Raw genomic sequence first — 22,430 nt, 5'->3', positions numbered from 1 at the left:
CTGATCGGCTTCAGCGTCCACCGGGAGATACCGCGATGGGCCACGGCGCTCCCACGAAGAGTCGGCACCGGTCAGCGGCCCTCCGCGGGAAGGTGCACATGATCCCGCGTGGGTCGGCGCCGGTCGGCGGCCACACCTGGGAACCTGCGCATGATCCACGCGGTGGCAGCTATGTATCGCGGCGGAGAACTGGCCGTTTCGGGAGGGGCGTAAGGAAAACAGCCCTCACATCGATGTACCCGACAGGGCCGGGGAGCGGAGGGCTGCGCGGTGGCGGGAATGCTGTACTACCCGGGGACGGCGCCGCCGGACGAGGCGATCCGCCAGGCAGTCCTGTACTGGGACTTCCGCACGACGATCGCGCCGCCCGGCGTCGAGCCGAGGAGTGAGATCCTGCGCCGGGTCGAGGACGCCGGGCTGTACCGGTCGACCCATGTCAACGACGACCAGTACAACCGCTGCCTGCACCAGCTCCGGCGCGCCGGGAAGAAGCGATGGTGGCCGTTCAGAACACGGAGATGACCAGGTGAGCCTCAGGCGGCTTCGGATGTGACCACAGGAGCCTCGTCCGGCAAGGACGCCGCGCGAGGCCGGCGCAGGACGGCGAGTGCGACGGCGAAGGCGGCCAGGAGCAGGCCCGCGGAGACGGTGAAGGCCAGGCGGTAGCCCCCGGTCAGCGCTTCGGCCTCGCCGGATCCGGCAGCCAGCAGCCCTTCCGTGCGAGAGGCGGCCAGCGTGGACAGGACCGCGACGCCGGTGGCCATGCCGATCTGCTGGGTCGTGTTGAAGAGCCCGGACACCAGCCCGGCGTCGTCGGCTCCCGCCCCCGACATGCCGAGCGTGGTCAGCGCTGGGAGCACCAGGCCGCCGCCCGCGATGAGCAGCATCACCGGGAGAAGGTCGGTGACGTACACGGCGTCCACCGGGACGCGGGTGAGCCAGCCCATCGCGCCGAGCAGGAGCACGAGGCCCGACAGCAGGACGGCCCGCGCGCCGAAGCGGGCGGTGACCCGGGCGGAGACGAACAGGGACACACCACCGATCGCCACCGCCGCCGGCAGCATCGCAAGACCGGTGTCGAGCGCGCTGTAGCCGAGGACCTTCTGCATGTACAGCGCGACGATGATCTGGAACGCGAACATGGCCGCCAGCGCGAGGATCTGGACCAGGTTGGCGCCGGAGACCTCGCGCGAGCGGAGGATCCTCAGCGGCAGGAGCGGGGTCCTCGCGGTCGCCTGGCGGGCGGTGAAGGCGGCCAGCAGGGCGAGTGACACCGCGCCGAGCACAAGGGTGTGGGCCGCGAGCCAGCCGTACTCTTCGACCTTGACGACGGTGTAGATGCCGAGCATGAGCCCGGCGGTGACCAGCACGGCGCCGATGCCGTCGGCCCCGGCGGCGAGCCCGGCCCCGCGATCAGCCGGCAGCACGCGGATGGCCAGGCCGATCGTGACCAACCCGATCGGCAGGTTGATGAAGAAGATCGCGTGCCATCCGAGCCCGTCGGTGAGGACCCCGCCGAGGACCGAGCCGAGCGAGGCCCCCGCGGCGCCGGTGAAGCTGAAGACGCCGATCGCCTTGGCCCGCTCCCCTGACTCGGTGAACAGGGTCACCAGGATGCCCAGCACGACCGCGGACGCCATGGCGCTGCCCGCGCCCTGCAGGAACCGGGCGGCGATCAGTGTTCCGGGCCCGGTGGCCGCTCCGGCCAGCAGGGACGCGGCGGTGAACATCACGTTTCCGGCCAGGAACACGGCCTTGCGGCCGAGGAGGTCGCCGAGGCGTCCGGCCAGCAGGAGCAGGCCGCCATAGGTGATGAGGTAGGCGTTGACGGTCCAGCTCAGGCCGGCGGGCGAGAACCCGAGATCACGCTGGATGGCGGGCATCGCCACGGTGACGATGCTGCCGTCCAGGATCGTCATCAGCATGGTGGCGGACAACACGCCGAGCGCCGGCCAGCGGGAGGCACTCGCGAGGGGTGCGGTGTGCGACATTCGGTCGCCTCCTGTTCGAAAGGGGAACAAGAGAGACCGTAACAGATAGTTTTGTTGTAGACGATCCTCTACGGACCAATCAGGTGCGCTGCCGCGCCCGCCGGGTCGATTGCGGCGCCTCGACGGCGGCGGCCAGGTGTCCGGCCACCAGGCGGTTCAGGGCCCGCAGGAGCACCTCGCTCTCGTCCTCGGGCAGCGCCTGGATCGCGGCCCGATGCACGCCGTCCACGATCTCCTGGCTCCGCTGGGCGACCCGCGCGCCCTTCTCGGTGACCACGACGACGCGGGCCCGCCGGTCGGTGCCGGAGGGGCGGCGCTCGGCGAGCCCCGCCTTCTCCAGTGCGTCGATGGTGACCACCATCGTGGTCTTGTCCATGTCGCCGAGTTCGGCGAGCTGGATCTGCGTGCGCTCCTCCTGCAGGGCGTGAACCAGCACGCAGTGCATGCGCGGCGTCAGTCCGATTTCGGCGAGCGCCGCCGCCATCTGGGTGCGCAGGACATGACTGGTGTGGTCCAGGAGGTACGACAGGTCCGGCTCAGTCCGGGAGGGGGCCATGGCGGTCATGCGTCCAGCCTAGCAATCCGTCCCGTTCCGGATTATCTGCCGGCAACCGCATTCTGTGCGCAGACGCGGGTCGCCCGGCCGTCCCGTACGGCACCACGCATGATCACGGCAGAGTCGATGCTGGCCAGGGAGCCTGCTCCGGAAGGTGTGCATGATCACGCGCGGGGGTGTCGCTGGTCGGCGACCGCATCGGGGAACTTGTGCATGATCACACCATGATCACGCGCGGGGGCGTGGGCGGTCGGGGGTTGGGCGGCTGGCCTGGGTGGCGGCCACGCAGACCAGCACGGCGAGAGCTGCCGCGATGGTGGCCACGCCGAACCTCTCCCCCATCAGCAGCCACGCCCACGCCAGCGTGAGGAGCGGCTGGGCCAGCTGAACCTGCCCGGCGCGGGCGATGCCGCCCATCGCGAGCCCGGCGTACCAGGGGATGAACCCGAGGAACATCGAGATCAGGCCGACGTACGCGAACCCGGCCACCGCCACGCCGCTGGGCCGAGGGTCCGTCACCAGGGCCAGTACGGCTGTCGCGGGCACGGTGACAGGGGCCGCGACGACCAGCGCGTACGAGATGACCCGCCAGCCGGGGGTCTCCCTGGCGAGCCGGCCGCCCTCGGTGTAGCCGACGGCCGCCGAAAGCAGCGCCAGCACGAGAAGCAGGTCCGCTCCGGCGAAGTGCCCGCTCCCCCGCGTGAGGGTGAAGACCGTGATGGACAGCGCGCCCGCCGCGCACGCGACCCAGAAGAGGGGCCTCGGCCGTTCTCCCGCCCGCAGTACGGCAAAGGCCGCCGTCGCGGCGGGGAGCAGGCCGATGACGACGGCCGAGTGCGCGGTGCTCGCGCCACTGTGCAGGGCGAGCCCGCTGAACAGCGGAAATCCGAAGACGACCCCGAGCGCGATCAGGCCGTACGACCGGAGGTGGGCCCGTGGCGGCAGCAGCGGCGCTCCGGCGGCCTTCAAGCAGACGACGGCCGCGAGCGCCGCGAGCGCGGCCCGGCCGATGGCCACCAGGTAGGGGTCGAAGCCGCGCATCGCGAAGACGGTGGCCGGAAACGAGCCGGAGAACGACAGCACTCCGACTCCGGCGAGCAGGGTGCCCCGCCAGGCGGGCCGGCGGGTGAGGGAAGGTGCCGCTATCGACCTGGGCGCGATAGCGCTATTGTCAGTTTCCATGAATGACGATAGCAGTATCGTCCGTCTTGCCGGGATCCTCCGCGAAGAGGCGGATCGGGGACGACCGGGCGACCGGCTGCCGTCGAGCAGGGAGCTCATGCGCCGCCACGGCGTGAGCCCCGTGACGGTCTCCCGGGCCATCGCCCAGCTCGCCGCCGAGGGGCGCGTCGTGACCCGGCCGGGCAGCGGCGCCTTCGTGGCCCCCGTCCGGCATCCGGTGGCCGAGGCGCCTGACCCGTCATGGCAGACGGTCGCCCTGGGAGACCGGGTGGTGGATGACGCGGACGTCGCCGGCCTGCTCGCCCAGCCCGGCGAGGGAGTGGTCCCATTGACCGGCGGCTATCTCAACCCCGAACTCCGGCCGGTGAAGGCGCTGTCGGCGGCGGCGGCGAGAGCCGTACGGAGACCGGACGCCTGGGCCCTGCCACCGTTGAACGGCCTGTCGGACCTGCGCAGGTGGTTCGCCGGCGAGGCGGGCGGCGCCGGTGGCACGGTGACGCAGAACGACGTGCTCGTGGTCAGTGGAGGCCAGTCCGCGCTCACGCACGCGTTCCGGGCGCTGGCGGCTCCCGGCGAGCCGGTGCTGGTGGAGACTCCGACGTATCCGGGGGCGCTCGCCTCTGCCAAGGCCGCCGGTCTGCGGGCGACGGCCGTACCGCTGGACCGTGACGGGGTGCGGCCCGACCTGCTGGCGGAGGCGTTCGCGGTGACCGGCGCGCGGGTCTTCTACTGCCAGCCGACGTTGCACAACCCGACCGGCGCGACGCTCACCCGCGAGCGGCGGGATCAGGTGCTGGCGGTCGCGCGGGCGGCCGGAGCCTTCGTGATCGAGGACGACTATGCCCGCTATCTGGGGGCCCGCGATCTCACCCCCCGGGCGGTTCCGCCGCCGATGGTGGCCATGGACTCCCACGGCACGGTGGTCCACGTGCTGTCGCTCAGCAAGATCTCCTCGCCCAGCCTGCGTGTAGCGGGCCTGATAGCGCGCGGTCCGGCCGCGCACCGGCTGCGGGCCAGCCAGGTCGTGGAGTCGTTCTTCGTCGCCCGGCCGCTCCAGGAGACGGCGCTGGAGTTCGTCACCTCACCGGCCTGGCGGCGTCACCTCGGCACGGTCCGGCAGGAGATCGCCACCCGTCAGGAGGCACTGCTGGCGGGGCTCGCGCGGCACGCCCCCGCCGCGGAGATCCACCTCGTCCCCCGTGGCGGGCTCCACGTGTGGGTACGGCTGCCGCCCGGCATGGACGAGAAGGCCGTCGTAGAGGCGGCCCGGCTCAGGGGGGTCCTGGTGAGCCCGGGACGGATCTACTATCCGTCCGAGCCTCCCGGGCCGCGGCTACGGCTCACGCACACCGCCGCGGCCGGCCTCGCGGAGCTCGACGACGGCGTCCGCCGCCTCGCCCGTGCCCTCGAAGACTGCTGAGAGGGTTATCGACTGCTGAGAGAGGGTTACCGGCGCTTCTTGTCGCCGGTTGTCCTGGCACGCTGCCGCTCGCGGCGGTCGCGCTCCCGCATCGCCAGGTAAGCGAGGTAACTCACGCGCATGGCTCCTCCAGGGAAGTAAAGACACCACTAAAACGGTTACACAGGTGTCGTTATTTCGCAACCCGCTACTGCCGTACAGTGGTCACAGAGGGTGAGCGAGGGGTGATGGAGCACATGACGGGCCCAGCGGAACTGCTCCGCGACTTCGTGAACACCTACGACGTCGAAGGCGACGCCGACGACCTCGCCTCACCGGCCGAGCTCACCGTCTGGCTGCGCGAGCGCGGCCTGATCGGCGAGGCCGACCGCGCCATGGACCGCGACCTCACCGTCGCCACCCACCTTCGTGAGGGGCTGCGCGGCGCCCTGCGCCACAACCACGACGGCGTGCCCCACGAGATCCCCGATGAGCTTGACTCGGCGCTGGCGGCGCTTCCCATGCGGGTCGCGCTCGCCGGAGGGACGCCCACGCTGGAGCCGGCCGTGTCCGGGGTGGCGGCCGGGCTGGCGCGGATCGCGGCGCTTATCCCCGCCGCCCACGCCGACGGAACCTGGCGACGCCTCAAGGTGTGCGTCGAGAACACCTGTCAGTGGGCGTTCATCGACTCGTCAAAGAACCGTTCACGCTCCTGGTGTTCCATGCGAGTGTGCGGAAACCGAACAAAAACACGGGCATATCGGGCACGACGCCAGTCTGAAGGTACGGCCAGGCCATCCTGACCAGTACGGTGTTACAGGCACAGAAAGGAGCCGGCCGAATGGGTGTTAGAACTGCCCGTCTCGAAGACGTCGACGCGGTGACGAGCACCCAGATCCGGGCGTGGAAAACCGCCTATCGCGACTTCCTGCCTCCCGGCCCCCTGGAGCAGATGACCGGGCCCGCGGCCGAGAAGATGTGGCGGCGCCAATGGGACGAGGCGATCCTCTCGCCGCCCACCCCGCGTCACCGGGTCCTCGTGGCCGTCGAGCGCGTCGTCCCCGACACCGACGCCTTCGCCGCTCTCGGACCGGGTGGCATCCTGGCCAGCGCGGCGTCCCGGGCGTCCGACCGGGTGGTGGGGCTCGCCTCGCACGGTCCGGCGGAGGACCCCGACCTGCGTCCCGCCACGACGGCGGAACTGCTCACGCTGCTGGTCGACCCCAACCACATCCGGCGCGGCCACGGCAGCCGCCTGCTCAACGCCACCGTGGACCACCTCCGCGAGGACGGCTACAGCACGGTCGTGACATGGGTGTTCGCCGACAACCATCCGATGCTCGGCTTCCTGGAGTCGGCCGGCTGGGGCGAGGACGAGGCCGAGCGGGTGCTCGACATGGGCCGCCCCATCCGGATGGTCCGCCTCAGCACCGACATCAGCTGACCCCTCCCCCCTTCGCCGTGATCATGCACCCCTTCCGGCGGACGCTCTGTGACGTGCGCATATCCTGGGCGTGATCATGCGCACGTTCCCACATCACCGCGGTGACCTGCGGTCACCTCGTCCGTGATCATGCTCGTGCGCACGCCCCCGAAAGGCAGGTAGAAAGTGGCCACACCGGCTCAGTGGTTGGCGGGCGCACGCCCCCGCACGCTCCCCGCCGCGGTCGTCCCGGTGGCCGTCGGCACCGGGGTGGCGATCTCCGAAGGCGGCGCCGTCTGGTGGCGTGCCCTCGTCGCGCTCTTCGTGGCCCTTGCCCTGCAGATCGGGGTGAACTACGCCAACGACTACAGCGACGGCGTGAAGGGCACCGACAAGGACAGGGTGGGCCCGATGCGGCTGGTCGGATCGGGCACGGCCAAGCCGAAGGAAGTGCTGGCCGCGGCGCTCATCTGCTTCCTCGCCGCCGCCGTCGCCGGTCTGGTTCTCGTCGTCGCCACACGCGCGTGGTGGATGCTGCTGGTCGGCCTCGTGTCCATCCTGGCCGCCTGGTTCTACACCGGAGGTTCCCGCCCGTACGGCTACCGCGCCATGGGTGAGATCGCGGTCTTCACGTTCTTCGGCCCGGTGGCGGTGGAGGGCACGACCTTCGTCCAACTGGAGCGCCTGAGCTGGCTGTCCCTCGCCGCCTCCATTTCCGTGGGGCTCCTGATCTGCGCGCTCTTGGTCGTCAACAACCTGCGCGACATCGGCACCGACGGAGTGTCCGGCAAGCGCACGCTGGCCGTCGTCCTCGGCGACAGCCGTACCCGGGTGCTCTACTCGGCCGCGCTGCTCCTGCCGTTCGTGGTCGCGCTCGCCCTAGCGCCGGCGCGGCCGTTCACCTTCCTCACCGTGCTCGCGCTCCCCCTCGCGATCGCGCCGGTGAAGGCCGTCCACTCGGGGGCGACCGGCCCGGCGCTCATCGCCACCCTGCAGCAGACCGGCCGCCTCCAGCTCGTCTTCGGCGCCCTCTTCGCCCTCGGCCTCAGCTTCTGACATTGCTCGGCTTCTGAGGGACAAACGGCTGCCGCTCGCGGGTCGGCAGCCATTCGGCTTACACGGTGAGGCCTACGCGATCGTCAGTGGCTTGCCGACCGGGCCGGCCCGCCCACCATCTCCTTGATGAGCGCGATCACCTCATCGAACCGCGCGTCCACCGCATCGAACCGAGCGTCCATGCCGTCGAGACGCCCCTCGACCGCATCGAACCGGCGATCCATCCCGTCGAGACGCCCCTCGACCGCATCGAACCGGCGATCCATCCCGTCGAAGCGGGCGTCGACAGCGACGAAGCGGGACTCGACAGCGGCGAAGCGGGAGTCGACGGCGGCGAAGCGGGACCCGACGTCCGCACGGAAATCGGACATGTCATCGCGCAGGACCTGGAGCATGCGCGTGTTGATGCCGTGCAGTTGCTGCACATCCAGCCTGACCTGCTCGACCTTGTAGCGGACCCGCTCGACCTTGTAGTCGACCCGCTCGACCTTATAGTCGACGGCGCCGATGAGAATCTTGATCGACTGCGCGTCTATCTCAAGCGCGGTGACGCGATCCTCGAACTCCATGGGGGCCATGGTAACCATGCCTTTCTCCTCCGGGAGGTTGTTCGTTCGGCCGCCCCGCGACGGCCCACGACTACCTTGGCGGAAGGGTCGGCGGGCTCGCACCAACCGAACAATGCTCTCGTGCAGAGACCGCGCCCCTGTGGATAACTTTTATAGGTCGAGGAGGCGGTCAAGCCCAACCGTCAGGCCGTCCAACTCCCGAACTCGGCGAACGCCGAGAAGGACGCCCGGAGTGAAGGACGACCGGTTCATGGTGTCATGCCGGATTGTCAGGATCTCCCCCTCGCCACCGAGGATCACCTCCTGATGGGCGATCAGGCCGGCGAGCCGTACGGCATGCACGTGGACGCCGTCGACGGAAGCGCCGCGGGCGCCTTCCAGCTCGGACGTGGTCGCGTCGGGAGAGACGCCCAGCCCGGCCTTTCGGCGGGCCTCCGCGACGAGCTCCGCCGTACGGCGGGCCGTGCCCGAGGGCGCGTCGGCCTTGTGGGGGTGGTGCAACTCGACGATCTCGACCGACTCGAAGTACTTGGCCGCCTGCTGGGCGAAGTGCATCATCAACACGGCCGCGATCCCGAAGTTCGGGGCGATGAGCGAGTTGGTCCCGGGATTGGCGGCCAGCCAGCCCCGCACCGTCTCCAGCCGCTCCGCGTCGAACCCCGTCGTCCCGACGACCGTGTGGATGCCGTGGCCGATGCACCACTCGAGGTTGGCCATGACCACATCCGGGTGGGTGAAGTCGACCACCACCTCGGCGTTCGCCAGCGAGTCCAGGGGGTCGTCCTTGTCGACGGCCGCCACGAGCTCCAGATCATCGGCCGCGTGCACGGCCTTGCAGACTTCTACGCCAACGCGCCCGCGAGCGCCCAGAACACCGACCTTAATCACGGGCCAAGGCTATAACGCGGAAGCCGCGCGGCCCTCAACGGCACCGCGCGGCTCTGCCATACGCTCAGGAGGTCTCCCAGGCTCGCTCAGGTGATCGCGGAGCTGAAGTCCTTGTCCGCGTACGGACCGATCACCGCGAGCGTCATCGGCCGGTTGAGGATGTCGGCGGCGACCGCGGCGAGGTCGTCGGCGTTGACGGCCTCGATCCGGGCCAGCACCTCGTCGACCGACATGAGCTGCTCATAGACGAGCTCGCTCTTGCCGATCCTGGACATGCGCGAGCCGGTGTCCTCCAGCCCGAGCACGAGCCCGCCGCGCATCTGGCCCTTGCCACGGGCGATCTCGTCGGGAGTGATGCCCTCGGCGACGACCCTGGCGACCTCGTCACGGCAGATCTTCAGCACGTCGTCGATCTTCGACGGCAGACAGCCGACGTAGATCCCGAACTGGCCGGTGTCGGCGTACTGGGAGGTGTAGCTGTACGCGCTGTAGGCCAGGCCGCGCTTCTCCCGGATCTCCTGGAACAGCCGCGACGACATGCCGCCGCCGAGTGCCGCGTTCAGGACGCCCAGCGCGAAGCGGCGCTCGTCGGTGCGGGAGACGCCGGTCGTGCCGAGCACCAGGTTGGCCTGCTCGGTGGGCCGGTCGACGACCCGGACGCCGGAGCGCTCGTCGACCCCCGGCCCGTCGAGACGCGGCGGCGCCGGCTGCGCGGAGCCGCCGAGGGCGCCCGCCCGCTCGTACGCCGTGGCCACCAGCTCGACCACCCGCTCGTGGTTCACGTTGCCGGCCACGGACACCACGGTCTGCGGCGGCTGGTAGTAGCGCTGGTAGTACTCGAGGATCCGGTCGCGGGTGAGCGCGTTGATCGAGTCCTCGTTGCCGAGGATCGGCCGCCCTATCGGCGTGTCGCCGTACAGCTCGGCCGAGAACTGCTCGTGCACCACGTCGGACGGGTCGTCGTCGTGCATGGCGATCTCCTCGAGGATCACGCCGCGCTCGGACTCCACGTCCTCGGCGGTGATCAGGGAGGAGGTCACCACGTCGGCGAGCACGTCGATGGCGAGGGGCAGGTCCTCGTCGAGCACCCGCGCGTAGTAGCAGGTGTACTCCTTGGCGGTAAAGGCGTTGATCTCCCCGCCGATGCCCTCGATGGACGCCGAGATCTCCATGGCGTCCCTCGTCGGCGTGCCCTTGAAGAGCAGGTGCTCGAGGAAGTGGGTGGCCCCCATGTGCTCGGGGGCCTCGTCACGCGATCCGATGCCGACCCACATGCCGACCGCGACACTGCGCACGGTCGGCATGGTTTCGGTCACCACCCGGAGTCCACCGGGGAGGACGGTGCGGCGGATGACCCCCGCGCCGTCCTTGCCGGGGTACAGAGTCGTGGTCGTCACGAGTTGCGGTCATCCCGTCCGCCGCGGGTGCGGCTGCGGCGCGGCCTCTCGGACCGCTGCTCCTCCTTGGGCGCGGACGCCTCGTCGGACGAGGCGGCCGCGGCGGGCGAGGCGGATGCGGCGGCCGATCCCTCGCCGCCGTCGCCGGCGGCGGCCTTCTCGGCCGCCTCCTTCTCCACGACCTCCACCGGGACCAGGGAGAGCTTGCCGCGCGAGTCGATCTCGGCGATCTCCACCTGGATCTTCTCGCCGACGTTCATGACGTCCTCGACGTTCTCGATCCGCTTTCCGCCGTGCAGCTTGCGGATCTGGGAGACGTGCAGCAGGCCGTCCTTGCCGGGCAGCAGCGACACGAACGCGCCGAAAGCGGCGATCTTGACGACCGTGCCCAGGTAGCGCTCGCCGACCTCCGGCATGTGCGGGTTCGCGATGCCGTTGATCACGGACCGGGCCGCCTCCGCGGACGGGCCGTCGGTCGCGCCGATGTAGATCGTGCCGTCGTCCTCGATGGTGATCTCGGCGCCGGTGTCGTCCTGGATCTGGTTGATCATCTTGCCCTTCGGGCCGATGACCTCGCCGATCTTGTCAACCGGGACCTTGATCGTGATGATGCGCGGCGCCGTCGGGTTCATCTCCGCCGGGGAGTCGATGGCCTCCTGCATCACGTCGAGGATCGCCAGCCGGGCGCCCCTCGCCTGCTTGAGCGCGGCGGCGAGCACGCTGGCCGGGATGCCGTCCAGCTTGGTGTCGAGCTGCAGAGCAGTGATGACGTCCTTGGTGCCGGCGACCTTGAAGTCCATGTCGCCCATGGCGTCCTCGGCGCCGAGGATGTCGGTCAGCGTGACGTACTGGTCGCCCTCGCCGATGAGGCCCATCGCGATGCCGGCCACCATCTCCTTGAGCGGGACACCCGCGTCGAGCAGCGCCATCGTGGAGGCGCAGACCGACCCCATCGAGGTCGAGCCGTTCGAGCCGAGCGCCTCCGACACCTGGCGGATGGCGTACGGGAACTCCTCACGCGACGGCAGCACGGGAATGAGCGCCCGCTCCGCCAGCGCGCCGTGGCCGATCTCGCGCCGCTTCGGCGAGCCCACGCGGCCCGTCTCACCGGTGGAGTACGGCGGGAAGTTGTAGTTGTGCATGTACCGCTTGGTCCGCTCGGGGTTGAGCGTGTCGATCATCTGCTCCATGCGCAGCATGTTCAGCGTGGTGATGCCCAGGATCTGGGTCTCGCCGCGCTCGAACAGGGCCGAGCCGTGCACCCGCGGCACCACGTGGACCTCGGCGTTGAGCTGCCGGATGTCCTTGGGGCCACGGCCGTCGATGCGGACGCCCTCGCTGATGACGCGCTCGCGCATCAGCTTCTTGGTCAGCGACCGGAACGCCGCGCCGATCTCCTTCTCGCGGCCCTCGAAGTCGGGGAGCAGCTTCTCGGCGGCCAGCGCCTTGACCCGCTCGATCTCGAGCTCCCGCTCCTGCTTGCCGGCAATGGTCAGCGCCGAGGCGAGCTCGCTCTTGACCGCGGCGGTGATCGCCTCCAGGACGTCGTCCTGGTAGTCGAGGAAGATCGGATACTCGGCGGTCTCCTTGGCGGCGACCTGGGCGACCTTGGCCTGAGCCTCGCAGAGCACCTTGATGAACGGCTTGGCGGCCTCGAGGCCCTGCGCCACGGTCTCCTCGGTGGGCGCGACGGCCCCCTCGGCGACGAGCTTGAGCGTGTCGCGGGTCGACTCGGCCTCGACCATCATGATCGCGACGTCGCCATCGGCCAGGACGCGGCCCGCGACGACCATGTCGAACGTCGCGTTCTCCAGCTCGGAGTGAGTCGGGAACGCGACCCACTGGCCCTCGATCAGCGCGACGCGGACGCCGCCGATCGGGCCGGAGAACGGCAGCCCGGCGAGCTGGGTCGACAGGCTGGCCGCGTTGATCGCGACCACGTCGTACAGGTGCTCGGGGTGCAGCGACATGACCGTCGCGACCACCTGGACCTCGTTGCGCAGGCCCTTGACGAACGAGGGGCGCAGCGGACGGTCGATCAGGCGGCAGGTGAGGATCGCGTCCTCCGACGGCCGGCCCTCACGGCGGAAGAACGAGCCGGGGATCCGGCCCGCCGCGTACATCCGCTCCTCGACGTCCACGGTGAGCGGGAAGAAGTCCAGGCTCTCCTTGGGATGCTTGGACGCTGTGGTGGCGGACAGGACCATCGTCTCGTCGTCCAGGTAGACGACGGCGCTTCCCGCCGCCTGCCGCGCGAGGCGACCGGTCTCGAACCGGATCGTGCGCGTGCCGAAAGAGCCGTTGTCGATCACGGCTTCCGTGCTGTGGACACCCTCCACGGGGGACCTCCTTCTCGGGTCGGTCTCCCGCGTCCTCGTCTGCCGGGCTCCCCGTTCAGGTGCAGTGCCGGTCTTCGATCGAAGCGCCCGGTTCCGTCTGTACGGCTGTCGCCGTGCTGACCGGGGGCCACTACCGAGGACCGGCCCTCTCACGCCGCGGGATCGCGCGTGCTGCTTGCTTGCGGACGCGGGGCACTTGTCTGTCGGGTCGAGTCGGCCTTCCGGCTTCCTCTCCCTGTCGGCTATTCAGTTGTCGGCTATTAAGTTTGCTCGGCGCCCCGGCCGCTTGATCGGCGACTCGCCGGGCCAAGAGAAAGGAGCGGCGAGGACCGCCGCTCCTTTCCGCACTATCGGCGCAGGCCGAGCCGCTCGATCAGCGACCGGTAGCGCGTGATGTCCTTCGCCTGCAGGTACTTCAGCAGCCGGCGACGGCGGCCGACCAGCAGGAGCAGACCACGACGGCTGTGGTGGTCGTGCTTGTGGGTCTTCAGGTGCTCCGTGAGGTCGCTGATGCGCTTGCTGAGCAGCGCGATCTGGACCTCCGGCGATCCGGTGTCACCCTCGGCGGTGCCGTACTCGGTGACGATGGCCTTCGTGGTGGCGGTGTCGAGCGACACTGCTTCTCCTTCTCATGGGAGGCACGCGGAACGCTTCCAAGCCCGCGAACGACCGTGCGTGCCTACAGTCGCCGTGACAGGCCAGCCGGATGGCGCTGAGCGCCACCTGAATATGGCCGACATGCAAGGCTACCACCGCAGCTCAGCGACCCGCACAATTCCGTCAGACGGCGGGCCCGCCTTCGCCGGTGAGACGGCGGGCCTCGGCCACGTCCGTGTGCATCTGCTCGATCAGAGCGTCGATCGAGTCGAACTTGAGCGTGTCGCGGAGCCGCTCGGAGAAGTCGACCGCGACGTGCGCCCCGTAGAGATCGAGGTCGTCCCGGTCCAGGGCGTACGCCTCGACCGTGCGCTCCACCCCCTCGAAGGTCGGGTTCGTCCCGATGGAGATGGCCGCGGGCCACCGCTGCCCCTCGTACGGCGAGGGCGCCTGGGTGCACTGCAGCCATCCGGCGTAGACACCGTCGGCGGGGATCGCGGTGTGCTGCGGCGACTCGACATTGGCCGTGGGGAACCCCAGCGCGCGACCGCGCTGGTGGCCCCGGACGACCACGCCCTCGACGCGGTACGGGCGGCCCAGCGCCTCGGCGGCCCCCGCGACGTCGCCGGCGGCCAGCCGCTCACGGATCAGCGTGGACGAGATCGCCTCGCCGTTGCTCACCAGCGGAACGCCCACCGCCACGAAGTCGTACTTCTCGCCCAGCTCCCGCAACGTCTCCAGATCGCCGGAGGCCTTGTGGCCGAACCGGAAGTTCTCCCCCACCACGACCCCGGCCGCGTGCAGCCGGTCGACCAGCGCCGTCTGCACGAACTCGTCCGGCGACATCCGGGAGAACTCCAGCGTGAACGGCAGGACGCACACCGCGTCCACGCCCAGCGCCGAGAGCAGCTCGGTCCGGCGGCGCGGGCTGGTCAGCTGCGGCGGATGACTCCCCGGCCGCACGACCTCGTCGGGATGGGGATCGAAGGTGACGGCGACCGAGGGAACCCCGAGTTCGCGGGCCAGCTCGACCGCGCGGGCCACCATCTGCTGGTGACCGTGGTGCACTCCGTCGAAGACGCCGATCGTGACGACGGACCTGCCCCAGTCCTCGGGCACGTCGTCCAGTCCGTGCCAGCCCTGCACCTCGACCTCGATTCCTGTACGGCTTGCCAGCAGTAGACAAGCCTGCCATGCCGGGCCGCCATCGCGGGAACCAGCCCCACCCGAATGCCGCTGGACTATGCCACGAACACCGCGAGGGGCCTGGCCGCGCCTCCGCGTTCCTCGACGAGCGCGAGCAGCGTCCCGTCGGGGCCGAACACGCCGACCGGCCCGGGGCCGAGCCCGGCCGCGGGGAGCCGGCCGCCATGCGCCACCAGGCGCGCCTCCTCCTCCGTCACGTCCCTGCGCGGGAACGCGGCGGCGACGGCGTCGGCCATCGGAAGGATCACGCACTCACGGGCGAGCTCCTCGATCGTGCGGGCCGACTCGATGCCGTACGGCCCGACCCTGGTGCGGCGCAGGGCGGTGAGGTGGCCGCCGACGCCGAGCGCGGCGCCGAGGTCGCGGGCCAGCGCCCGGATGTAGGTCCCGCTGGAGCAGGTGATCGTCGCGTCGACGTCCACGACGTCCAGAACGTTCCCGTCGCCCAGAACGTCCCCCGCGTCCGCCGGTCGGCGGATGCCCGTGACCTCGAAGGCGTGGATCGTGACGGGACGGGCCGCGAGCTCCACCTCCTCGCCGGCGCGGGCCCGCTTGTAGGCCCGCTCGCCGTTCACCTTGATGGCGCTGACCTGCGGCGGAACCTGCATGATCGGACCGGTGAGCGCGGCGATCCCCTTGTGCACGTCCTCGTCCGCGACGTGCCCGGCGGGGGTGGTCGCGGTGACCTCGCCCTCGGCGTCGTCGGTGTTGGTCGTGACGCCGAGCCGGATCGTGGCCTCGTAGACCTTCTCCGTCAGCGCGAGATGCCCGAGGAGGCGGGTGGCCTTCTCCACGCCGATGACGAGGACCCCGGTGGCCATCGGGTCGAGCGTGCCGGCGTGGCCGACCTTGCGCGTCCCGGCGATGCCGCGCATCTTGCCGACCACGTCGTGCGATGTCCAGTCGGCGGGCTTGTCCACGATGATGAGCCCGTTCGGCGGAGGGGTCCGCCGGGGCCTAGCCGTACTCATGACAGGTCCAATGCATGGTCACGAAACGAGGATACGCAGGTCACACAGGTTTCCGAGGAATACGCGCATGATCACGCCGCAGGTCTCGGCAGGTCATGCGGTGTTCCGGGGAACCTGTGCATGATCACGGCGAGGGTTGGCGCAGGAGGGGGCGGAGGGACGCCATCGTCTCCTCGGGAGAGGTCCGGGACGAGAAGCCGGCCGCGCTGCGGTGGCCGCCACCGCCGAGGGCGGTGCAGGCCCCGCCCACGTCGACGGCCCCCTTGGAGCGCGTCGAGACGTTCCACACACCGTCGTCGCCCTCCTTCAGCACCACCGCCACGTCCGCCTCGTCCACCCGGCGGACGACGTCGATCACGCCTTCCACCTCGTCGTACGGCAGGGCGTTGGCGGCCCGGTCCGCACGGGTCACATAGGTCCACACGATCCCGCGGCCACCGGCCTCCGACGGCTCCAGCGTGACCCGGCCGAGGGCGGCGCCGAGCACCCGCAGATAGGCGAACGGCGACCGGTCCCACAGCTCGCGGGCGATCTCGTCCGGCCTGAGCCCGGCGGCGACCAGCCGCCCGGCCATGGCGTGGGCGGCCGGTGTGGTGGCCGAGTAGCGGAACGACCCGGTGTCGGTCACCAGCCCGGTGTAAAGGCAGGTGGCGACGTCTTCGTCCACCGTGAGCCCGAGCCGGTTGATCAGCTCTTCGGTCACCATCGTGGTCGACGCGGCCGCGGGATCCACGAGATGGAGCGATCCGAAGCCCGTGTTGGACACATGGTGGTCCAGTACGACGAGCTCTCCGGCCTTGCCCGCGTTGGGGATGAGCAGGCCGAGCCGGTCCATCGTGGACGCGTCAAAGGTGATCATCAAGGGCGGCTCGGCCGGGTAGGCCGAGGGCTCCACCAGCAGCTCCTGACCGGGCAGGAACCGCAGCAGCCGGGGCACGGCGAAACCGCGGTCCCCGAAGGACGCGACGACCTTCTTCCCGGTATCCCGGAGGGCCAGGCCGAAGCCCAGCATCGACCCGAGCGCGTCCCCGTCGGGGGACACATGACAGGCGAGCGCGACCGAGTCCGCCCGGCGGACCAGCTCGGCTGCCCGTTCCCAGTCGGCCTCGGCGACAGCCGTACCGTGACCCGCATCTCGCATGGTCACGTCGTGCGATGCCCCGCGCGGCCGGACGTCTCGCCCTCGCCGTCCTGGTCGGCCGCGTCGCCCTCGAGATCCTCCTCGAACCGGTAGGGATCGGCGTCCCCGGCGAACTCCGCCCCCTCGGCCTTCTTGGCGATCTCCGCGTCCTTCGCCCTGGCCACGGCGAACAGGTCGTCCAGATGGCGGGCGCTGTCGGGCAGCGGGTCGTGGACGAACGTGAGCGTGGGCGTGTGCCGCAGGCCGGTCTGCCGTCCCACCTCGGACCGGATGATCCCCTTGGCGCTCTCCAGCGCGGCGGCGGTGTCCGCCCGCTCGGCCTCGGAGCCGAAGACGGTGTAGAAGACCGTCGCGTCACCCAGATCGGCGGTGATCCTGGCGTCGGTCACCGTCACGAACCCGAGCCGCGGATCCTTGATCCGCCGCTCGAGCATCTCGGCGACCACCTGCTGGATGCGGTCGGCCAGCTTCCTGGCGCGCGCTGCGTCCATGCTCACGCTCCCTCGTTCGATGTACGGCTGACGCGCCGGCCCGGCCGTCTATTCCTCGTGGTCGTTGAAGATCCGCTGCCGCGCGGACAGCAGCTCGATCTCGGGGTGAAAGGCGACCACTCGCTCGCACGCGTCGAGCACCTCGTCGCAGTTGACCGCCGAGGCCGACACCACGGCCACGCCGATCTCCGCGCGACGGTGCAGATCCAGGTGGCCGGTCTCGGCCACGGCGATACCGGGGAACCGCCGCTGCACCTCGGCGATGAGCGGGCGGACCACGGAGCGCTTCTGCTTCAGCGAATGCACGTCGCCGAGCAGGATGTCCAAAGTAAGGGCACCGACATACATGGAAGTGTCACCACATGCCGACGTTCGGCCGCCGCCCCCGGACGGGGGCGGCGGCACGACACGTCAGGCGCGCGGCTTCTCCTGCATCTCGAACGTCTCGATGACGTCATCGATCTTGATGTCGTTGTACCCGACACCGATACCGCACTCGAAGCCCTCGCGGACCTCGGTCGCGTCGTCCTTGAAGCGGCGCAGCGACGAGACGGTCAGGTTGTCGGCCACGACGACACCGTCGCGGATGATGCGGGCCTTGCTGTTGCGGGTGATCGTGCCCGAGCGGACCAGAGCACCGGCGATGTTGCCGATCTTCGGGACCTTGAAGACCTCGCGGACCTCGGCGGTGCCGGTCCGGACCTCCTCGAACTCCGGCTTCAGCATGCCCTTGAGGGCCGCCTCGATCTCCTCGATCGCCTGGTAGATGACCGAGTAGTAGCGGATGTCGACGCCCTCGCGCTCGGCCAGGTCGCGGGCCCGGACCTCCGGGCGCACGTTGAAGCCGATGATGACGGCGTTGTCGTCCGCGATCGCCAGGTTGACGTCGTACTCGGTGATCGCACCGACGGCGCGGTGCAGAACCCGGAGGTTGACCTCGTCGCCCACGTCGATCTTGAGCAGCGCGTCCTCCAGGGCTTCCACCGAACCGGAAACGTCACCCTTGATGATGAGCTTGAGCTCGTCGACCTGGCCCTTCTCGAGGTCCTTGAACAGCTCCTCGAGCGTGCGCCGGCGGCCGGACTTGGCCATGTCGGCGATGCGCTGCCGGGCCGCCCGCTGCTGGGCGATCTGGCGTGCCATCCGGTCGTCGGTGACGACGATGAAGTTGTCACCGGCCCGCGGAACCGCGGTCAGGCCCAGCACCAGGACCGGACGCGACGGGTCGGCCTCTTCGACCGTGTCACCGTTGTCGTCCAGCATCGCCCGGACACGGCCGAAGGCCTCGCCACAGACGATCGAGTCGCCGACCCGCAGGGTGCCGCGCTGCACGAGCACGGTCGCCACCGGGCCACGCCCCTTGTCGAGGTGCGCCTCAATGGCCAGACCCTGGGCGTCCATGTCCGGGTTCGCCCGGAGGTCGAGCTCGGCGTCCGCGGTCAGCAGGATGGCCTCGAGCAGGTTGTCGATGCCCGTGTTCTGCTTGGCGGAGATGTCCACGAACATCGTGGAGCCACCGAACTCCTCGGCCACCAGGCCGTACTCGGTCAGCTGGGCCCGGACCTTGGTCGGGTCCGCACCCTCCTTGTCGATCTTGTTCACCGCGACCACGATCGGCACGTCGGCCGCCTGGGCGTGGTTGAGCGCCTCGATGGTCTGCGGCTTCACACCGTCGTCGGCCGCCACCACGAGCACCGCGATGTCGGTCGCCTGGGCGCCACGGGCACGCATGGCGGTGAACGCCTCGTGACCCGGGGTGTCGATGAAGGTGATCTTGCGCTGCTCACCCTCGTGCACGGTCGACACCTGGTAGGCGCCGATGTGCTGGGTGATGCCGCCGGCCTCGCGGGCCACGACGTTGGTGTGCCGGATCGCGTCGAGCAGCTTCGTCTTACCGTGGTCGACGTGACCCATGACGGTCACGACCGGCGGACGCGGCGCGAGGTCGGCCTCGTCACCCTCGTCCTCACCGAACTCGATCTTGAAGGACTCGAGGAGCTCTCGGTCCTCCTCCTCCGGGCTGACGACCTGGATGACGTAGTCGAGCTCGGCGCCGAGCAGCTGCAGGGTCTCCTCGTTGACCGACTGGGTCGCGGTCACCATCTCGCCGAGGTGCAGCATGATCTGCACGAGCGAGGCGGGGTTCGCGCCGATCCGGTCGGCGAAGTCCGACAGGGACGCGCCGCGCGGGAGGCGGATCGTCTGACCGCCGCCACGCGGAGCCTGCACGCCGCCGATCGCCGGCGCCTGCATGTTGTCGAACTCCTGGCGCCTCTGACGCTTCGACTTGCGGCCGCGAGTCGGACGGCCACCGGGACGCCCGAAGGCTCCCGCCGTACCGCCGCCACGGCCGCGGCCGCCGCCACCCGGACGACCGGCGAAACCGCCGCCGCCCGTGCCGGGACCGCCACCGGCGCCGCCGGGACGGCCGGTGCCCGCGGCACCCGTGCGGGGACCGCCGAAGCCGCCACCGCCCGGACGTCCGCCACCGCCGCCGGGACGGCCACCGCCGCCACCGGGACCGGGACGGCCACCACCGCCACCGGGGCGGCCACCGCCGGCGCCGCCACCCGGACCGGCCGGCCGGCCCTGCGGCATCATCATCGGGTTGGGACGCGGACCACCGGGACGCGGGCCACCGGCGCCGGGACCCGGGCGAGGACCGCCCGCACCGGGGCCGGGACGCGGGCCGCCGGGGCCGGGACGCGGACCACCCGCACCCGGAGCACCCGCACGGGCACCCGGCGGACGCGGCATGGCGCCGTCACGCGCACCGTCGCGGCGCGGCTCGCGGGGACCACGGTCGCCGCGGTCGCCGCGGTCGGGCCGGTCGCCACGGTCCGGGCGCTCGGCGCCGTCACGGCTGCCGGGACGCGCCGGGCGCTGTCCCATGCCGCTGGCGTTGGAAGAGAACGGGTTGTTACCCGGACGCGGGCCACGGGGACCCGGCTTGGGAGCACCCGGACGCGGAGCCCCACCAGACGGGCCGGCGGGCGCACCCGGCGCGGACGCCGGACGCGGGGCCGGCCGGGGGCCGGGCTTCGGCGCGCCTGGCCCCGGACGGGGGCCGGAGGCCGCGGGACGACCCGCGTCGGAACGCGGAGCCTCCTGACGGGACTCGGGACGGGCCGCCTCCGGACGCGGAGCCTGCGGAGGGGCGGCCTCGGGCCGCGCCGCCTCGGGCTGAGCGACCGGCGGGGCCGGATGCGGCATCGGAACCGGACGCGGAGCGGGCCGCGGACCCGGCTTCGGGGCCGGCCTGGCCGCGTCGGCGGACGGGGAAACGGGCGCCGGTGCGGCGCCACCACTGGCCAGGCTCTCTGCCGGCCTCGGCGCAGGCCTCGGCTGCGCCGGACGGGGAGACGGCTTACCGCCACCCCTGGAGGCGTCGCCCTTGCCGAACGCCTCTGTAAGTTTGCGGACGACCGGCGCCTCTATCGTTGAAGACGCCGACCTCACGAACTCGCCCATTTCGGTGAGCTTGGCCATCACGACCTTGCTCTCGACTCCGAACTCCTTGGCGAGTTCGTATACCCGGACCTTCGCCACTGCACTCCCTAACTCGGCCCGGGAGGCTAGCAGTGCCGCCGGACCGTCGCTACCTGGACGTACTCATCGCCGCGTGCTCATCAGGCGCTCATAGCAATCTGACTCCGCCCATCAACTCGGCGTCCTACATGACAGTTTCTTCGTGCGCGGCCCCAGGCCGAATACTGGGGCCAATGCTGCCTGATCTCATGCCGATACCGGCTGTGAGAACAGCAGTGGTAACCATTCACCCGGACTTACTCCGAGTCAAGCCCCTCCAGGTGAGCCCGCAGACACGCAACGTCGAGCGCCCCCTCGGCGCGAAACGCGCGAGGAAACGCCCGGCGGCGTTCGGCGAGCTCCAGACAGCGCAGGGACGGATGCAGTGAAGCACCACGCCCTGGTAGCCGTCCTCGCAGGTCGGGGACGATGACGCCCTCGATCACTACCAGGCGGAGCAACTCGGACTTTACCGTGCGAACCCGACAGCCCACACACGTTCTGAGCGGGGCTGCCTGGCCACCGTGTTCCAGCTTACCTTGCCGACGCATCTGCGGGATCGGCCGGTGCCTCCTGAGTGTCCGGCCGGATGTCGATGCGCCATCCGGTCAGACGCGCGGCGAGCCGGGCATTCTGCCCTTCTTTGCCGATGGCCAGGGACAACTGGTAATCGGGCACGGTGACCCGGGCGACGCGGCCGTCCAGGTCGATCACCTCGACTCGGGAAACACGCGCAGGTGAGAGCGCATTCCCGACGAACTCGGCCGGATCGTCCGACCAGTCGATGATGTCGATCTTCTCGCCGTGCAGCTCGGTCATCACGTTCCGCACGCGGGAGCCCATGGGCCCGATGCACGCGCCCTTGGCGTTGACCCCCGGCTTGCGGGACCTGACGGCGATCTTCGTTCGATGCCCCGCCTCGCGGGCGATGGCAGCGATCTCCACGGTGCCGTCGGCGATCTCGGGCACCTCCAGCGCGAACAGCTTCTTCACCAGGTTGGGGTGCGTGCGCGACAGCGTCACGGAGGGGCCCTTCGGCCCCTTCTTCACCTGCACGACGTAGCAGCGGATGCGCTCGCCGTGGACATAGTCCTCACCGGGGACCTGCTCGTTGTGCGGGAGGATCGCCTCGATCTTGCCGAGGTCGACCAGCACGACCCTGGGATCCTTGCCCTGCTGGATGATCCCGGCGACCAGCTCGCCCTCGCGACTCGCGAACTCGCCGAAGTTGATCTCGTCTTCCGCGTCGCGCAACTGCTGGAGGATGACCTGCTTGGCCGTCGTGGCCGCGATCCGGCTGAAGTTGCCCGGGGTGTCGTCGTACTCCCTGACGACCTCGCCGGTCTCGTCGAGCTCGGCCGCCCAGATGCTCACGTGCCCCGACAGCCGGTCCAGCTCGGCGCGGGCCTTCTGCGCCGCGCCCTCGGTGCGGAAGTACGCGATCAGTAGTGCGTCCTCGATCGCCTTGACGACCAGGTCGAAGGAGATGTCCTTCTCCCGCTCCAGGCTGCGCAGGACGCTCATGTCAATGTCCACAAGGCTCCCCCTTAGCCCTCGTCGTCAATGTCGTCGGTGCGGCCGTCGATGTCCGCGTCACCATTGTGGCCGCCAATGTGGCCGCCGGCGCGACCGCCGGTCTGGCCGTCCGCGTGGTCGTCCGAATCGTCGAAGTCGTCGTCGAAGACATCGTCTGCGT

21 protein-coding genes are annotated in these 22,430 nt (G+C 70.4%); 5 read left to right on the top strand and 16 right to left on the bottom strand.

Annotated features, from left to right (window positions below):
- The first annotated feature begins 270 nt into the window (after window positions 1–270).
- Entirely contained in the window at window positions 271–522 is a 252-nt protein-coding gene (locus tag N5079_RS28010) for a hypothetical protein (RefSeq protein WP_261587132.1), read from the top strand.
- Between the two features lie 11 nt (window positions 523–533).
- On the opposite strand, the gene N5079_RS28005 is transcribed toward N5079_RS28010, so the two are convergent.
- From N5079_RS28005 to N5079_RS27995, 3 genes are all read right to left on the bottom strand, one after another.
- Window positions 534–1,991 (bottom strand): MFS transporter, encoded by a 1,458-nt coding sequence (locus N5079_RS28005; RefSeq protein ID WP_261587131.1) that lies wholly within the window; start codon window positions 1,989–1,991, stop codon window positions 534–536.
- Window positions 1,992–2,070: 79 nt separating this feature from the next.
- Entirely contained in the window at window positions 2,071–2,556 is a 486-nt protein-coding gene (locus N5079_RS28000) for a MarR family winged helix-turn-helix transcriptional regulator (protein ID WP_261587130.1), read from the bottom strand.
- A 219-nt stretch (window positions 2,557–2,775) separates the two neighbouring features.
- Entirely contained in the window at window positions 2,776–3,729 is a 954-nt protein-coding gene (locus tag N5079_RS27995) for a DMT family transporter (protein WP_261587128.1), read from the bottom strand.
- On the opposite strand from N5079_RS27995, the gene N5079_RS27990 reads away from it, so the two are divergent.
- From N5079_RS27990 to N5079_RS27975, 4 genes are all read left to right on the top strand, one after another.
- Window positions 3,728–5,149 (top strand): PLP-dependent aminotransferase family protein, encoded by a 1,422-nt coding sequence (locus N5079_RS27990; RefSeq protein WP_261587127.1) that lies wholly within the window; start codon window positions 3,728–3,730, stop codon window positions 5,147–5,149. The genes N5079_RS27995 and N5079_RS27990 overlap by 2 nt on opposite strands.
- Before the next feature lie 236 nt (window positions 5,150–5,385).
- Window positions 5,386–5,931 (top strand): CGNR zinc finger domain-containing protein, encoded by a 546-nt coding sequence (locus tag N5079_RS27985; protein WP_261587126.1) that lies wholly within the window; start codon window positions 5,386–5,388, stop codon window positions 5,929–5,931.
- 38 nt (window positions 5,932–5,969) lie between these two features.
- A complete protein-coding gene (locus tag N5079_RS27980; RefSeq protein ID WP_261587125.1) occupies window positions 5,970–6,572 on the top strand; it encodes a GNAT family N-acetyltransferase in 603 nt (200 codons plus the stop codon).
- Window positions 6,573–6,737: 165 nt separating this feature from the next.
- Window positions 6,738–7,607: a 1,4-dihydroxy-2-naphthoate polyprenyltransferase gene (locus tag N5079_RS27975; protein ID WP_261587124.1), complete on the top strand. Its 870-nt coding sequence runs from the start codon at window positions 6,738–6,740 to the stop codon at window positions 7,605–7,607.
- Window positions 7,608–7,690: 83 nt separating this feature from the next.
- Here N5079_RS27975 and N5079_RS27970 read toward each other — a convergent pair whose 3' ends face one another.
- The 13 genes from N5079_RS27970 to nusA form a co-directional block, all read right to left on the bottom strand.
- Window positions 7,691–8,176 carry a hypothetical protein gene (locus N5079_RS27970; protein ID WP_261587123.1) on the bottom strand — a complete coding sequence of 162 codons (486 nt, stop codon included), beginning with the start codon at window positions 8,174–8,176 and terminating at the stop codon, window positions 7,691–7,693.
- A gap of 150 nt (window positions 8,177–8,326) precedes the next feature.
- Window positions 8,327–9,064, bottom strand: a complete 738-nt coding sequence (gene dapB, locus N5079_RS27965; protein WP_261587122.1) for a 4-hydroxy-tetrahydrodipicolinate reductase — start codon at window positions 9,062–9,064, stop codon at window positions 8,327–8,329.
- Window positions 9,065–9,150: 86 nt separating this feature from the next.
- On the bottom strand, window positions 9,151–10,461 hold the full coding sequence (locus tag N5079_RS27960; protein WP_261587121.1) for a M16 family metallopeptidase: 1,311 nt from the start codon (window positions 10,459–10,461) through the stop codon (window positions 9,151–9,153).
- Complete coding sequence (locus N5079_RS27955) at window positions 10,458–12,800, bottom strand: polyribonucleotide nucleotidyltransferase (protein WP_261587120.1); 2,343 nt, start codon at window positions 12,798–12,800, stop codon at window positions 10,458–10,460. Before N5079_RS27955 ends, N5079_RS27960 begins: the two co-directional genes overlap by 4 nt.
- A 347-nt stretch (window positions 12,801–13,147) precedes the next feature.
- On the bottom strand, window positions 13,148–13,417 hold the full coding sequence (gene rpsO / locus N5079_RS27950; RefSeq protein WP_261587119.1) for a 30S ribosomal protein S15: 270 nt from the start codon (window positions 13,415–13,417) through the stop codon (window positions 13,148–13,150).
- Window positions 13,418–13,580: 163 nt separating this feature from the next.
- Window positions 13,581–14,543 carry a bifunctional riboflavin kinase/FAD synthetase gene (locus tag N5079_RS27945; protein WP_261587118.1) on the bottom strand — a complete coding sequence of 321 codons (963 nt, stop codon included), beginning with the start codon at window positions 14,541–14,543 and terminating at the stop codon, window positions 13,581–13,583.
- A gap of 95 nt (window positions 14,544–14,638) precedes the next feature.
- Entirely contained in the window at window positions 14,639–15,574 is a 936-nt protein-coding gene (gene truB / locus N5079_RS27940; protein ID WP_261587116.1) for a tRNA pseudouridine(55) synthase TruB, read from the bottom strand.
- A gap of 124 nt (window positions 15,575–15,698) precedes the next feature.
- Entirely contained in the window at window positions 15,699–16,715 is a 1,017-nt protein-coding gene (locus tag N5079_RS27935) for a DHH family phosphoesterase (RefSeq protein WP_261587115.1), read from the bottom strand.
- Window positions 16,716–16,717: 2 nt separating this feature from the next.
- Window positions 16,718–17,206 carry a 30S ribosome-binding factor RbfA gene (gene rbfA / locus N5079_RS27930; RefSeq protein ID WP_261587114.1) on the bottom strand — a complete coding sequence of 163 codons (489 nt, stop codon included), beginning with the start codon at window positions 17,204–17,206 and terminating at the stop codon, window positions 16,718–16,720.
- A gap of 48 nt (window positions 17,207–17,254) precedes the next feature.
- Window positions 17,255–17,554 carry a DUF503 domain-containing protein gene (locus N5079_RS27925; RefSeq protein WP_261587113.1) on the bottom strand — a complete coding sequence of 100 codons (300 nt, stop codon included), beginning with the start codon at window positions 17,552–17,554 and terminating at the stop codon, window positions 17,255–17,257.
- Window positions 17,555–17,617: 63 nt separating this feature from the next.
- On the bottom strand, window positions 17,618–20,755 hold the full coding sequence (gene infB / locus N5079_RS27920; protein WP_261587112.1) for a translation initiation factor IF-2: 3,138 nt from the start codon (window positions 20,753–20,755) through the stop codon (window positions 17,618–17,620).
- Window positions 20,756–20,991: 236 nt separating this feature from the next.
- Complete coding sequence (locus tag N5079_RS27915; protein WP_261587111.1) at window positions 20,992–21,285, bottom strand: YlxR family protein; 294 nt, start codon at window positions 21,283–21,285, stop codon at window positions 20,992–20,994.
- A complete protein-coding gene (gene nusA / locus N5079_RS27910) occupies window positions 21,269–22,258 on the bottom strand; it encodes a transcription termination factor NusA (protein ID WP_261587141.1) in 990 nt (329 codons plus the stop codon). Before nusA ends, N5079_RS27915 begins: the two co-directional genes overlap by 17 nt.
- Window positions 22,259–22,430: the final 172 nt, after the last annotated feature.

Origin of the sequence: Planotetraspora sp. A-T 1434, from assembly GCF_025420585.1 — a bacterium.
Taxonomy (GTDB): domain Bacteria; phylum Actinomycetota; class Actinomycetes; order Streptosporangiales; family Streptosporangiaceae; genus JAOEGB01.
This window is presented reverse-complemented; position numbering and strand designations above follow the sequence as displayed.